Source organism: Oribacterium sp. P6A1 (assembly GCF_000702885.1).
In the GTDB taxonomy this organism is placed as follows: domain Bacteria; phylum Bacillota; class Clostridia; order Lachnospirales; family Lachnospiraceae; genus Oribacterium.
In genome coordinates this window covers 1-13,340 of the sequence record NZ_JNKO01000005.1, presented here as the reverse complement: position 1 = coordinate 13,340, position 13,340 = coordinate 1, and the positions used below count along the sequence as shown (strand labels likewise).

General features: G+C 39.2%; 15 protein-coding genes. 6 read left to right on the top strand and 9 right to left on the bottom strand.

The features are described 5' to 3' along the window. Positions 1–29 precede the first annotated feature (29 nt). Both T515_RS04655 and T515_RS04650 read left to right on the top strand, forming a co-directional pair. Complete coding sequence (locus T515_RS04655) at positions 30–2,201, top strand: M13 family metallopeptidase (RefSeq protein WP_036608222.1); 2,172 nt, start codon at positions 30–32, stop codon at positions 2,199–2,201. Between the two features lie 58 nt (positions 2,202–2,259). Continuing rightward, positions 2,260–4,113, top strand: a complete 1,854-nt coding sequence (locus T515_RS04650; RefSeq protein WP_036608219.1) for a S41 family peptidase — start codon at positions 2,260–2,262, stop codon at positions 4,111–4,113. 233 nt (positions 4,114–4,346) lie between these two features. Here T515_RS04650 and T515_RS04645 read toward each other — a convergent pair whose 3' ends face one another. From T515_RS04645 to T515_RS04640, 3 genes are all read right to left on the bottom strand, one after another. Beyond that, positions 4,347–6,020, bottom strand: coding sequence for an AAA family ATPase (locus T515_RS04645; RefSeq protein ID WP_036608217.1), 1,674 nt, complete (start codon positions 6,018–6,020; stop codon positions 4,347–4,349). A gap of 248 nt (positions 6,021–6,268) precedes the next feature. Further along, the gene (locus T515_RS17340; protein ID WP_155988268.1) at positions 6,269–6,421 is read right to left on the bottom strand and encodes a DUF5640 domain-containing protein; all 153 of its coding nucleotides are present in this window, start codon (positions 6,419–6,421) and stop codon (positions 6,269–6,271) included. A gap of 243 nt (positions 6,422–6,664) precedes the next feature. Beyond that, positions 6,665–7,219: a hypothetical protein gene (locus tag T515_RS04640; RefSeq protein WP_036608215.1), complete on the bottom strand. Its 555-nt coding sequence runs from the start codon at positions 7,217–7,219 to the stop codon at positions 6,665–6,667. A 91-nt stretch (positions 7,220–7,310) separates the two neighbouring features. Here T515_RS04640 and T515_RS04635 point away from each other — a divergent pair, with 91 nt between their 5' ends. Continuing rightward, positions 7,311–7,847, top strand: coding sequence for a hypothetical protein (locus tag T515_RS04635; RefSeq protein WP_155988266.1), 537 nt, complete (start codon positions 7,311–7,313; stop codon positions 7,845–7,847). Further along, positions 7,834–8,028, top strand: a complete 195-nt coding sequence (locus tag T515_RS04630; RefSeq protein ID WP_036608211.1) for a helix-turn-helix transcriptional regulator — start codon at positions 7,834–7,836, stop codon at positions 8,026–8,028. The genes T515_RS04635 and T515_RS04630 overlap by 14 nt, the downstream gene beginning before the upstream one ends. A 198-nt stretch (positions 8,029–8,226) precedes the next feature. Here the strand turns inward: T515_RS04630 and T515_RS18415 are convergent, their stop codons facing one another. Beyond that, positions 8,227–8,310 carry a putative holin-like toxin gene (locus T515_RS18415; protein WP_242839332.1) on the bottom strand — a complete coding sequence of 28 codons (84 nt, stop codon included), beginning with the start codon at positions 8,308–8,310 and terminating at the stop codon, positions 8,227–8,229. Between the two features lie 190 nt (positions 8,311–8,500). On the opposite strand from T515_RS18415, the gene T515_RS04625 reads away from it, so the two are divergent. Together T515_RS04625 and T515_RS04620 are read left to right on the top strand one after the other, a co-directional pair. After that, a complete protein-coding gene (locus tag T515_RS04625) occupies positions 8,501–8,713 on the top strand; it encodes a hypothetical protein (RefSeq protein WP_036608209.1) in 213 nt (70 codons plus the stop codon). Positions 8,714–8,816: 103 nt separating this feature from the next. Continuing rightward, entirely contained in the window at positions 8,817–9,212 is a 396-nt protein-coding gene (locus T515_RS04620; RefSeq protein ID WP_036608206.1) for a hypothetical protein, read from the top strand. 64 nt (positions 9,213–9,276) lie between these two features. Here the strand turns inward: T515_RS04620 and T515_RS04615 are convergent, their stop codons facing one another. From T515_RS04615 to T515_RS04595, 5 genes are all read right to left on the bottom strand, one after another. Continuing rightward, entirely contained in the window at positions 9,277–9,867 is a 591-nt protein-coding gene (locus T515_RS04615; RefSeq protein ID WP_036608205.1) for a helix-turn-helix domain-containing protein, read from the bottom strand. Positions 9,868–10,129: 262 nt separating this feature from the next. Then, positions 10,130–10,519 carry a hypothetical protein gene (locus T515_RS04610; RefSeq protein ID WP_155988265.1) on the bottom strand — a complete coding sequence of 130 codons (390 nt, stop codon included), beginning with the start codon at positions 10,517–10,519 and terminating at the stop codon, positions 10,130–10,132. A 189-nt stretch (positions 10,520–10,708) separates the two neighbouring features. After that, positions 10,709–11,467, bottom strand: a complete 759-nt coding sequence (locus tag T515_RS04605) for a cyclase family protein (protein ID WP_036608201.1) — start codon at positions 11,465–11,467, stop codon at positions 10,709–10,711. A 188-nt stretch (positions 11,468–11,655) separates the two neighbouring features. Beyond that, the gene (locus T515_RS04600; RefSeq protein ID WP_036608199.1) at positions 11,656–12,435 is read right to left on the bottom strand and encodes a zinc-ribbon domain-containing protein; all 780 of its coding nucleotides are present in this window, start codon (positions 12,433–12,435) and stop codon (positions 11,656–11,658) included. Between the two features lie 25 nt (positions 12,436–12,460). Beyond that, entirely contained in the window at positions 12,461–13,045 is a 585-nt protein-coding gene (locus tag T515_RS04595; RefSeq protein WP_155988263.1) for a zinc ribbon domain-containing protein, read from the bottom strand. Positions 13,046–13,340 lie beyond the last annotated feature (295 nt).

The window sequence follows — 13,340 nt, the reverse complement described above, 5'->3', positions numbered from 1 at the left end:
CGTTCTTTTATGCAAGCAGGAGGCTACCTATGAAAAAGAGACTGATCAGTAGTATTTTGTCATTGATAATAGTGGCTGGTACATTTTTTACCGGATGTGGAAGCACAGGGACTACCAACGTAACATCCGGCAGTGCCAATGAACAGCAGAGCACCATGACTGAGAGTGATGAAAACAAAGAATCTGAACCGATAGATACTTCAGTGGAAACAACTGCAGCTGAATATAAACCTGTAGCTGATCGCCCCGGTGCAAAGTGGATTGACTCCGGAATTTACGGAACCTATGAGGGTATGGGCGATATCAGCCTTAAGGATGATTTTGCGGCAGCCATTAACCGGGACTGGGCTGAGAACGTAAAGATAAGAGAGGGCGCAGAAAATGTTTCCGCAAGAACAGAGCAGACTGATAATATCAACGAAGCAAAGCTTGCAGTCCTGACTGGCGAAAAAAAGGATGATCAGGATCTGACATCACTCCAAAACTATTACGCACTGCTTACGGACTGGGATACCAGAAATAAAGAAGGACTTGACCCATTAAAGCCCTATGTGGAGGATCTTATGTCTATTTCCTCTGTTGAGGAGATGACGAAATACTACTCTGATCCGGGACGCAATCTCTATGGAACGCCGATGGTGAGTGTCTCAATTATACCGGAACCGCTGGATCCCTTTGTTAATATGCTGTGTATTCAGAATGTTTCTCTGCTGTCGGATGAACCCGATGACTATCAGGAGGGAGCCCCGGAAACCGATGGACTTGCCATTAAGCATAAGACTGCGGAGTACATGCTGAAACGTCTCGGATACTCTGAAAGCGAGGCGAACGATATCTTTGATACTGCAAAAGGGTTTGAACGTAAATTCCTTCCGGGGATAGAAGCCATCATGGCGGACATTTCGGGAGATCCCACAAGCACGCTTACAATCGCAGAGTTTGAGGAGAAATACAAAAAACTTCCTTTTGCGGATATCTTCAGGTCTTTAGGTTATGATGTCGATTTCAAAGGAAAGATCATGGTAGGGTATACAAAGATTGTTGACAGCTTTGATGAGAATTATTCGGATGAAAATATTGAAGGTATCAAAGCGTGGACGCTTGTAAATACACTTTTGGATTTCACGAAATACTGTGATTTTGAAACATATGAAGAGACAGCAAAATTGAACGGCTCCAAGACTATAAACGATGCTGATACCTATGCGTTGAAAGTGATGGAAGATACTGTGCCATCCATGGTGGATCAGATGTACGTCAATTATTGCTTTGATAAGAGCATCAAGCCCCAGGTGGAGGAGCTGACTGATATGATGGTCAAAGCCTACCGTAAGATGCTTATGGAAGAGGATTGGCTTTCTGATGAGACAAAGGCGATCGCCATCGAAAAACTGGATAACATTAAACTGCATATCTGCTATCCGGAAAAAGTGTATGATGTCAAATGCGATGCCATCGGAACCGCTGCCGAAGGCGAAACGGCACTCAGCGCTATTATCAAGGGAAGAAGATACTTCAGGCTGTCAGAGGCGGCTCCGTTATCCTGTAAAAATGACGGAACCTATTGGAGATATGATACGTATTACAGCACTTTGGGGGCAATATATATGCCGCAGGATAATTCCATGAATATCTTAGCCGGTATCTGCGGTGGCGACTATTATGATGAAAGCTGGCCTTTGGAAAAGAAGATGGGCGGCCTTTGCATGATAGTTGGCCATGAGCTCACCCATGCCTTTGATACAACCGGTGCCAATTATGATAAAAACGGAGCTCAGACGATCTGGTGGACAGATGAAGACGGGAAGGCTTTCCAGGAACGGGTGGATAAACTGCTCAAGTATTACAGTGAGCTGGCGCCTATGCCGCAGGTTTCCGATGCCACCTACGGAGAAGAGGGCGCGCAGTTGATTCAGGGAGAAGCCATTTCGGATCTTGGATCCTTAAAATGCCTGCTCTCCATTGCGAAGGAGCAGGAGGATTTCGATTACGACACATTCTTCAAACAGATTGCCATCATTCAGAAGCAGGCACGTTATGAGGAAGCGGAAAAAGAATACGTTGATACCAATGATCATCCTGTGGAAGCATATCGTGCCAATGTTCCGCTACAGAACTACGATGATTTCCTGAATTTCTATGATATTAAAGAAGGGGACGGCATGTATCTTGCTCCTGAAGATCGTATCACTGTCTGGTAAATTTGGGAGTTGATCATTTGTCACCCAATGATTTTTTCTGATTTAACAAGAGGATTTTATGAAGAGAATATTGATTTCACTGACATTGGTATCGGCTTTGTCAATAAACCTTGTCGCCTGCGGATCATCAGGCTCAAACGAAACAACGGCTTCCGCATCCATAGAAGCATCGGATGTAGTAGATGCACAGGTTACGACAGAACCTACAACGAAGCAATCTACGAAATCACCGGAAGAAGTGAATGAAGCGCAGGAGACAGGTGCTTATGATGTGGCGCAGCTTGAAGTAGTCGATCCGGATGGTAAAGCTTCAACTATCAGTGGCTTTATGAAAGAAGGCATTCCGGTTCCTTATGTTGATGTTGTTGAATATATGAATAAAGTATATGATACGGCCAATGTATTCTCTTTATCATCACAAGGCAGTGGAGTGTATAAGATAAGTAATGCCAAAGGCAATATGACAGTTGATACGGTTAAGGATACACTACATTCTGATAAAATAGAGCAGTTCTTATATAACGATCAGAGGCTGAATCCGACAGATGATACAGAATATGTATATGAACATATCATTGCTACTGATTACAGAAAAGATCCCTACGCCCTTGATATCGATCTTTCAAATTACGGAATAGATATCATAGAAGAAGACGACAAAGTATATTTTCCGCTTACAACAGCAGCTGATTTTACAGGGGTTTCTTATTTGAATACTGTTTATTATGATAATAAGATTTATCTGAATTACAGTTCCGACAAACCTACTGTTAACTGGGAGGACTATTTCAATAAAGAAGTCAGGGATGCCGGTGAGATAGCATATACCTATGGGGAGCTTTGCTTTGTTATGGATAATATATATGGCAACGCACCGCATTGTATATTAGCTGAGTCTATCATGGATAAAGGATTTGATGCCACGCTTGAAAGCTACAGTGATGAGACAAGGCAGGTAAAAGAGCTTCTTAATTCTGATAAGACTGTTGATCTGTTATTTGGTACCATAATTTTGTCAACTATGTTATATGATGGCGGTCATACAGATCTTTCTACGGATATTCTCACTGACCTTGATGGGACAACGGCGTTTGCTGAACTTGGCAGGATCGTAAAAGAGGAACCCGACAATATAAGGACTGTTCTTTATCGGAAGTGGTACGGCGATTATATAAGTAAAATGGAAGCCAAGATGATAATCAAAGAGTACGGCAGTGAGTTTGATAAATATCAGGCTGTTTTTGATGAAGAGACAGAAGAAGGACAACGCTATCGTTACTATGAATTTGATGACACCGGAATCTTTGTATATACAAATTATGACGATAATGCTGTAAGGAACTTTAAGAAAGCGCTTGATCTTGCGAAAGAGCATGGCATGAAGAATTTCATATTTGATGATTCGGATAATGGCGGAGGTTCTACAGAATCATGTATGTATATGCTTAATGCCGTTACCAAAGATAAGCGAGATGAATTCTACTATGAAAGTGCAATGACCGGCAATGCGACATATGAAAAGTTAGATTACGATATGGATCAGGATGGTAAATTTGAAGGGGACGATGAAGACTTTGATTATGGCTTTAATTATGCCGTTATGTGTTCCCAGGGTTCATTTTCAAGCGGCAATCTGTTCCCTTGTCTGTGTAAGGAAGCCGGAATTCCGATAATAGGAGAGAAAAGTGCTGGCGGAACATGCAATCTTGTTTTCTTTAAAATGAATCAGGGTGTTCAATATTCAGCATCAGCATTCAGAGTATTTAACTATCAGAATGGAGGAAATGTAGAAGCCGGTGTATCACCAGATTATGATATTACAAAGAAGAATACAGACGGAACAACAGATTACAGTGATTTCCGTAATTTCGAATTGCTTGATCAGATAGTTGATGATCATTACGGAACGTAATATGGATATCCATTCTTTCCGTTTAATTCAACCAAAAAAGGATCCCTCCATGGGGTCCTTTTTGATTGGTGAAGAATGAGACCTTTTTGCCATAAAAAAACATGAAAAGTCTCGTTAACTTCTTCAATTTAGGAACAGGCAACATTTAAATATTGCCGATTTATTCTTTAAACCTGAGTTTAGCGCAAACATATGTTCGTGTGTATACAGTATGCAATGGAGGCAGATTACATTTAATCTTGACGTTTTATCAGAAGTTCCTTTCCTTCAAAAGCAAAAGCAAGCTTTATTATCCTGTCTTTGCTATATCCCGCTTCAAGAAGTTCGATTTCATACTTCTTATCTTCGATCTGTTTAAGTGCTATATCGCAAAGCTCTTCAAGAGTCTTGCCATTATCGCTTCGACGCTTGGACTTAAACTCGATGATTACAGCATTATCCTTTTTATCCTTCGGACGGAGCATGACATCATAACGGCCCAGGCCACTTTCTCGGTTTGACTTTATCTCATATCTGTCACGGAGTTCCACAAGAAGCCCAATTACAAGACCGTGATAGAAGTTTTCCGGAGCCGCTTTACCACTTCCGTCAAAAGTACTGATCATACTTTCACAGATTTCTGACAATGTATCCGTCATGTCATCTATGTTGCCTTCCAGGAGTGCTTTTACGAAATAACTGTAATTCTCCCCTGCATTCTCAAACCATCTCTCTACAAGCAGACTAAAGCTGTCCTTAACTTCGTGGTTTGTGAGTTTAAGGCTATACACCGCCATGTTTCCTTCGCCATCTATAGAAACCGGCTTTAGATAGCCCGCTGAGAATAATAGACTCCATATGGCATTCTGATTACCTGTCATCTCGCCATAGACAAGCTGTTCATCAATTTTTGTTTGTATCACTCCGTCATTAAGCAGATCTTCAAAATCCTTCTTTATCTCAACACTCCCTTCTCTTACGAGCTTTGACACAAGTGAATTAGAGCTTGTATTGGCCCAATACGGTTCATATTTTCCTTCTTGAAGGAAAGAAATGATGGACCATGGATTATAGATATCTTCAGTATTTCCAAACTTAAATCCATCGTACCATTCTTTTACCTTTTTCTTTTCAGAACTGTATCCGTAAGCATCTAATGCCTCAAATACTTCCTTCTCAGTAAATCCAAAACAATCAGCATACTTATCAGAAGAAATAGTTACTATTTTCAAGTTGTTAAGATCTGAAAACAATGACTCTCTACTTACGCGTGTGATACCGGTCAAAAGGGCTTTCTGAAGGTTTGGATTGGTTTTTAGAGTGGAATTAAACATATTCCGCATGAAACCGGAGATTTCATCCCAATAGCCATTTACATATGCCTCCTGCATAGGAGTGTCATATTCATCAATAAGGATAATCAACTTTTTTCCATAATATTTTCTAAGCCATGATGAATACCGATTCAGGCATTTCACTGTTATATCCATATTCATGTTATCTGATATGGAATCGTAGAATTCTCTTTCCTTCTCGTCAAGGCTTTCCTTGAGAAATGACAAACTTGAGGCTATATCAGTAAACAGTTGATTGAATTGTACCAAAGCTCCTTTGAAATTGTTCATTTTGATAGCAGCAAAGGAAACAAAGAGTACCGGCCATTTACCGCACTCTTTCATCATTTCCATATCTTTGGAAACATTCAATTCTTTAAAAAGTTCCTCATTGTTTCCTTGTCTTACAGAAAAGAATTTTTCTACTGTACTCAGCATCAGAGTTTTTCCGAAACGGCGGGGGCGGGTGATCAATGTGATATCATCCTTGCTGTTCCACCATTCAGATATAAAATCAGTTTTATCTATGTAAAAAGCATTTTCTGTTATGACCTTTTCGTAATCTTGTAAACCCAGTCCAACTGTCTTTAGCATGCGAACACACCTCTTTCCGTTACGTTCATATACATGTCTTAATACTAGCATAATTCAGTCTGTCTCTCAATTAATAGCAATATGTATAGTAAAAAGCTCTTGAGCTTCGCGCATAAAACGTTTTTGTAAACACACTTCACTTCACTGTATACAGTATGTAATTATTTTATAAATAATGAATCTAAGTCACGTTAAATCAGAGCATAAGAAAAGACAACCATGTAAATTTGTCCAAAGTGATATAGATATTACATGGCTGTCTTTTGATTCAAATCGTCTTCTTCGAGAGTGTACTTGAAGCTGTACTTGTTCTTAGGTAAAATGAGAGCTCCTGTACCGTCTGCCTTAAAGCTATATGTGGTGATATCGTCGATGGTCCACGTTCCGGCGATGTCTTCCATGGTGAGATACTCTTTTTTCCTTCACCTTCTGCTTTGCAGCTGCCGCTGTTGTCTCAGGCAATGTCTCCACCGGCTTTGTCTCTTCAGGCAGACTCTCCTCGGGAAGTGACTCCTCCGGTTCTGTTTCGCTTTCCTTTACTTCTTCTGCCTCTGTTGTTTTGTCCTCGGTTTCTCCTTCGACAACTTCATCTTCATCGGATTTTTCCTCCGGGTTCTCAGACTCATCAGATACCTGTCCTTCCTTTATGTTTGAATCGGAATCTGTATTATCCTTATCTGTATTTTCATTTTCGGAATCTGAATCCTTTTTATCACCGGAATTAACATCATCTTCATTGTCTGATTTATTGTTTCCAGATGAATCTTCTGAAGCTTTTTCATTATTGCCTGATGAATCGCCTGATCCACCGGAAACATTTCCGTTCGCATCATCTTCATTGTCTGATCCTGCTTCAGTATCACCGGAAGTGCTGTCACCATTACTTCCTGAGTTTCCTGAACCGGAATCCTTGTTACTGTCTGCAGAATCACCGGACTTTCCGCTGCCCGAGTCATTTTTGTTCTGAAGACTACTGCCCTTATTGTCCGCTGGCCATTACTCCACCAAAGGTCCCCATGAACTCTGTTAAGCACCACTGATCCGGTATAGATCTTGTCTTCCCAGGATTCACACCCCATCTCAGCATTTATAATATGTGCTAAGCAGTAAAGGTCGTCATCTGAATACATAGGAGGCTTCTCTTCTGAAAGATAGTCCTGACAGACAAAGTAGAAATTATTATCTGTTCCAAGGATCAAGGCCCATCCGTTATCAGCACAAAGAAAATCAACTTATTATGGCTTCATAACATTTTGGGAGTTATGCAGACATATATTTGTAAGGAGGTTAATGATGGGAAAATATACCTACGGTGTGATATTCGGCTTTTTGTTTGTTTCACTTGTTCTGACAGGCTGCCTTTTTCGCAGTAGAAAATCCGGAAAGAATTCCGGACACTACGATGAAAGACAGAATATGGTCAGAGGAACCGGCTATAAAATCAGTTTTATCACTGTTATTTTACTGAACCTGTTATACGCCTTGTTTTTCTTTGGTCCAACAAAAGACATAGTGTCCCCTCAGTTTGCAGTGATTGCAATAGTATTTATAGGAATACTGGTATACACTATTTACTGTATCTTTAATGACGCCTATGTTCAGGTCGGACAGAAGATGACAAAGTGGATCGCTCTTATTCTATTTGTCATTATTAGCAATGGTTACTGCGCAATAAGCGGAGGATGTGAACAGGGTTTTATTGTTAATGGATTAGTCACCAGAAGCTCAGTAAATGCTCTGATAACTGTTACTTTTAGTCTAGTACTGATAGCATATTTCATTAAGCTTGCTATAGATAAGTTCGGTGGTATCCATGAAAAACCTTAAAATGAAATCTGCAAGAGCTGCCAAGGATCTTTCTCAACAACAGCTGGCAGATATATGTAACGTATCGAGACAAACTATCAGTGCCATCGAAAAAGGAGATTATAATCCAACCATCGCCTTATGTATATCCATATGTAAAGCTTTGGATAGGACGCTGGATGACTTGTTTTGGGAAGAGTAACATATCTATTTCACGAAAGCTCTTCTTGAAAAAACGTTTATTGTAGATAAAAATGTAGAAAACAATCTGCTGTATAGGTATTGCATTTTTGCATTATCTAAACTAAGATAAACATACAAAGAGTGCTTGCCGATAGACGGTTAGCCCTCAAACATAATTAGTTATAAAAATAACCGCAAGTTTTCTCAGGACAGGCGGTTATTTTTTTGCAATCTTATATACAAGACCGATGATAGCAACGATCAAAATTCCAAACTGGAATAAATCAGAATAAGTTACCATGGTGTCCTCCTTTCTGGAGGGCATTACAAATCCCTCCGGATGGAGGGCTAACCGCTACCGTATTGGCAAGCACCTTGCCAAATTCTAGCACAATCCCAGCTATTTTAAAACCATATTATATAGTTTGAACTCAGATGTCCTGTGTGGCTCTGGGTCTTTTAGTATGCAAAAATATGAAACGTAGAATCGAATGATCACAGTAAAGAATACACGGAAGTCCGTCGTAACTCTTAAGGATATTATTTACGTCGGTGACGGATTGTTCACTGATGCCGACGGAAACTCATACAAGTTCGATGATATCTTTCCGGTAGCTTTCGGAGACATCCCTTTTACTCTCACAGCTGCTGTTCAGTCCGGAGAAGATGTCCCTATTGAAGAATCCGGCAAAAAAGAAATCTAACTCTCTTAATATATTCCCTAATGGAAACTAACAACAAAAGTCATGTATCAGGGTTTCTCACGTGATCGTGCTTTACGGTACATGACAAAAGAAAGGATTTGCTATGGCACATTTACCACAAGCTAAATCCCCAGAAGGAGTTAAAGAAGCCGGTGTCGCTCAGATCAGGAAAGACTATATCTCTATAGCTGATTACTACACCAAGATAGTCAATCAGGATTACATGTATTGTCCGAAATGCGGAAAATTCCAGTCATCTAAGGCATATTATTCCGATGATCGTTTTGCGAACAAATGCTTCCCAATATGCAAAGAGTGCCTGTTGCAGATGGTCGAGAGAAAGAAGGATAAGAAGGATGTGTCTCACGAATCAAAAGAGACTGTAAAGCCGGTATTGCAATTACTGGATCTCCCCTATATAGACAGCCTTTATCAGAGCTGTTGCACTGCTGTTGCAAATGATGTATCGGAAAAGACTAAACATCCGCCTTTTCCTTAAAGATGAGCATTAAGTCTTGCAAAACAAAAAGAGGAATACCTCAATTAGAGATAGTCCAAATATATTAGATTCTTTTCTTCATCCGATAAAAAGTCGCTCTGCTTATTTGTAGCTGCTCAGTTATTTCCTTCTCTCCAAGTCCTTGATTGAGAAGCTCTTTGACTTTCGCTGCTTGTTCATCCAATTTCTCCGGATGTGGTGGTCTTCCAGCTGGCTTAGTCTCCATCATTGTATTGTAAAGATGGCGATATTTCTTTTCCCAGAAGTCAACCTTTTCGGCTAATTGTTCTATGGTGAACTCAAGATTATCAATCTCTTCACGGTCGGAAATTGGAACGTTCACAGGATTTCTGAACCTCCAGTATAGTTTGCCAGAAGAGTCCCTATCCCATATATCTCTAAAAGTAACTTTACCAAATGAATCACTATGAGACACAATGATTCTTGATTTTTCTTCAAAGGGTTTTTCTGGGTTAAACTCGGTTCTTATGGATATTATCGCGGCTCTGTCTTTTCCGGTCCTACGAATAGGTAGAATCTCATACTGATGATCCCTGGGGTCTCCCCAAGGAACAATTTCTCGATTATGAAGCCTATAAGTACGGATGATCATTTTTTCTTCTTCTTTGGTGATCCATTTCTTTCGTAAATCCATAGAGCCCTCCTCTTGGATTGTATCATTAACTTAATGATACTACAGTGTGATTGAGCTCATCAATATAAAAGAAGCAGATGCAAGCTGAAGCTATACATCTGCTTATATCATTTTGTTCTGAGGATTACGTTTGCAGAGTGGGTAAGATAGACAGTTCCATCGGTAGCTTTTATTTGGATCACGTCTGAGAATATAAAAAAGCACTCCGGTTAAAACTCATACATAACAATAATATTCTCCTCCTATTATGATGTTTCTTTCCTCAATCGTGATTCTTGATATGTTGAATGAGCCTGATTCCAAACCCGGATGGTGCAAACAGAATCGCATCCTTTGAAGATCCACCATCGATGATTCTGTTTCCCATTGGATTAAAAAATCCTTTGTCCGTAAAATATTTCATTGCTTCGTCAAAATCATCGACATTGATACGAATCACCGTAATGTCATTCGGCATGGGAAGCTTATCGCCGGCCGAAGAGACATCGACATGGAAACCATTTGCGTCCTTCATGCGGAATTCTGTAATATCCTCGTCATTTAGCTTTTCTTTCACGTGGGTCGTCTCAAATCCCAGTTCCTCAAATATTTTGACAATTTCATCTGCGTGTCTCGTACATATCAGCGGGTTAAAGCTTGTGATTTTCATCATTTTCCTCCTATTAAATCAATGACCATTTTTCAAGATAATTAATTATATAGAAAAATTATCGGCATTATTACGTTAAGTATAACGTCTCTTCCTCCTCTGAAATACACAAAAAGACACGTCTGAGAATGTCAAATTCATTTCTCCGGCGTGTCTTTTATAAACGTCTTATATGTTATATTTCATGAGAAATCACTCGGAAATAGCCCAGACTCTTGCCGGAAGTCCTGTGGCACCTTCAATTCTTGGATAAGAAACAAGTATGACAGCCCCTGCAGGAGTGACCTTATCAAGATTAGCGAGCAGTTCTACCTGGATTTTTTCATTTTCCAGAACATATCTTTCACAAATAAGATCCTGATGTTCTTCAGCAACCTGAGAGGAATCAGTATCCAGTGTCTCATGACCATTGGCAGCTGCATTTCTTGTTTTGTAGATGTACTCCAGTGCCTTCAGTGACCACCCTGGCGCATTCTCTTTTCCTTCTTCATCTATTCCGGATATGGCATCGATGTCGGGCCATTTTTTATACCAGTCACTTCTAAGCGCCACAAATGCTCCATCCGGAATCTGTCCATATTCCTCTTCATATTCTTTGATATCGTCGACTGTGACTGCATATCTCTGGTTATGTTTTGCCTTTTCCGAAATATCTATTACCACAAGGGGAAATATCAGACTCTGAACATCATATTTTTCTGAGAGGTCTTTTCCTTTTGCAAAATGACCGGGGAAATCTATATGAGTTCCAAACTGTCCGGGAAATTTGAACGTCTGGATCAGGCATTCAAGTTCAGGCTTTCCCCAGTCCCAAACTGTTTTGGCAAGTTCCACCGATCCATCCGGAATCCCTGCCCAATATGGACTGTCATTGTTCAATGAATGTGAAAGCTCTATCCATTTGTAATTCTTAGCTGCATTTAATGCATTCCATAATTTGTACTCTGCCATTTTGTTGCCTCCTCTGTTTTTTTCTATAATTTTATTTTTCACGAGGAAGAATGTAAAAAAGAATATTCTTATAATTGGTTATAAGCTCCTTCTTTATCCGGGCAGAGTACATTGGTCTAAATAATGCTGCGTTCCAAAAATCAAATAATTAAATATCCCATAACGTAATAAGTACCGTGTACCATTATTTAATTCTCTAATTCCTCCAAAACAAGTTCAAATGCTTTTTCACCACAAGTAAAATACTCCCCTTTATCTGCGGATATATAAGCACTATCTATAATCCGACCGGCACCTTCAATTCCAATTTCCTTATAGATTTTTCCATCCATATGCATATAGATTTCTTTGTTATTCATATCTATGAGGAATAAAGCACCACTATCTATCCCCATAAGGTTGAAGTATGTATTCTCAGCAAAGTCGGAAGCGCTTGATGAATTATCGTCAGTTGTTATGAAAACAGCATTACCATATTTAGTTACCGGGATCATAGCCTTTTTTATGCCCTCTTCCTCATTGATTGTTAATAGATCAGAATTATCCAATACCAAAACAAAATAGCCTGTATCCGTATTCCAATTCTCATTTTCAGCACGCTTTACGAGCTCTTTGTATTTTTCTACCACCTCGTTAGATGTGCCGAATCTAGGTTTTAATGTGTCCTTTCTGTTAACAAAATCAAAACGAGCTTTTATATCGTCAGTAACGGTGTCATTATTAAGTTTGTACCAAATGTCGATTATATCTTCACTTGTATCGGGTTTACTTTGTCCATCAAAATATAAAAAAGCACCGATTCCGCACGCTACTACCACAAGTGCACATACAACAATCCAAATAAATGCTACGCCTGATCGTTTTTCGGTAGCTTGCACCGGGTTTATTGTTTCGGAAACACAAGTTCCACATTTACCACAGAACTGGGCTCCATCTCTTATTTCAGCACCACATTTTTTACAAATCATTTCTTCCTCCGTGCTATACAGTTAGTTAAGCATTTCTTTTGTTTCCACACTCTGTACAGAAATTCGAATCATTTTCTTTTCCGCATTTTGTACAAATCCAAGTACTAGAAGCAGGTTTGGATTGTCCACATTCCGTACAAAAATTATTATCGTTCTTATTTCCACATTTTGTACAAACCCATGTGTTAGAAATAGGATTAGGCTGTCCACATTCCGTACAAAAATTACTATTGTTCTCTTTTCCGCATTTACACTTCCATAATGTTGATGAATTGCTACTTGCAGAACAAGAATTGTTTACTGTATTATTTTTTGATTCTACCTTAGAAGACGGTATTATAGTCTTGATTTTATTTGTCGAAGATTTATTATCATTATTTTTGGGGATAGTAAATCTCTTGATATATGCTTTTAAAAATGAGTCAAAACATCGTAACTGTTCTTCATTCATTCCATCAATTGATACTCTAATTTTTTTATTATAAGCTATAATAAAATATTTGAACCCGAACGCAGTATATTCAATTAAAGTATTTTCGATTTTTGATAATTCACAAATTAAACCAGAATCAATAATAATAAATCGTTTATTAGTCAAAACAAAACCCATAGTAGCAACTTTAATCATGCCGGCTGGGCGGAAAATCAAGAGTTCTTCAGGGCTATTTATTAGGTACTCAAACTTCCCACACCCAAAAGGTGTGATGAACCTTGAAAACTCTATACTTTAGACAAATAAAATAGGCATAGGTCACTTTCAAATAAGGTATAATGGATTTGCTACAAAACATTTACCATGAAAGGACTTACGCCATATGCATATCTTACCACAGGGACAGCACACAGAGGAAGAAATAAATTGTTCAATTTCAGATTTTATTTCAACATTTGAGGTTGGAAACCTA

What these genes read in the sequence shown, in the direction of transcription:
- T515_RS04655 (WP_036608222.1), top strand. Translation starts at nt 30, where the DNA reads ATGAAAAAGAGACTGATCAGTAGTATTTTGTCATTGATAATAGTGGCT.
- T515_RS04650 (WP_036608219.1), top strand. Translation starts at nt 2,260, where the DNA reads ATGAAGAGAATATTGATTTCACTGACATTGGTATCGGCTTTGTCAATA.
- T515_RS04645 (WP_036608217.1), bottom strand. Translation starts at nt 6,020, where the DNA reads ATGCTAAAGACAGTTGGACTGGGTTTACAAGATTACGAAAAGGTCATA.
- T515_RS17340 (WP_155988268.1), bottom strand. Translation starts at nt 6,421, where the DNA reads ATGGAAGACATCGCCGGAACGTGGACCATCGACGATATCACCACATAT.
- T515_RS04635 (WP_155988266.1), top strand. Translation starts at nt 7,311, where the DNA reads ATGATGGGAAAATATACCTACGGTGTGATATTCGGCTTTTTGTTTGTT.
- T515_RS04630 (WP_036608211.1), top strand. Translation starts at nt 7,834, where the DNA reads ATGAAAAACCTTAAAATGAAATCTGCAAGAGCTGCCAAGGATCTTTCT.
- T515_RS18415 (WP_242839332.1), bottom strand. Translation starts at nt 8,310, where the DNA reads ATGGTAACTTATTCTGATTTATTCCAGTTTGGAATTTTGATCGTTGCT.
- T515_RS04625 (WP_036608209.1), top strand. Translation starts at nt 8,501, where the DNA reads ATGATCACAGTAAAGAATACACGGAAGTCCGTCGTAACTCTTAAGGAT.
- T515_RS04620 (WP_036608206.1), top strand. Translation starts at nt 8,817, where the DNA reads ATGGCACATTTACCACAAGCTAAATCCCCAGAAGGAGTTAAAGAAGCC.
- T515_RS04615 (WP_036608205.1), bottom strand. Translation starts at nt 9,867, where the DNA reads ATGGATTTACGAAAGAAATGGATCACCAAAGAAGAAGAAAAAATGATC.
- T515_RS04610 (WP_155988265.1), bottom strand. Translation starts at nt 10,519, where the DNA reads ATGATGAAAATCACAAGCTTTAACCCGCTGATATGTACGAGACACGCA.
- T515_RS04605 (WP_036608201.1), bottom strand. Translation starts at nt 11,467, where the DNA reads ATGGCAGAGTACAAATTATGGAATGCATTAAATGCAGCTAAGAATTAC.
- T515_RS04600 (WP_036608199.1), bottom strand. Translation starts at nt 12,435, where the DNA reads ATGATTTGTAAAAAATGTGGTGCTGAAATAAGAGATGGAGCCCAGTTC.
- T515_RS04595 (WP_155988263.1), bottom strand. Translation starts at nt 13,045, where the DNA reads ATGGGTTTTGTTTTGACTAATAAACGATTTATTATTATTGATTCTGGT.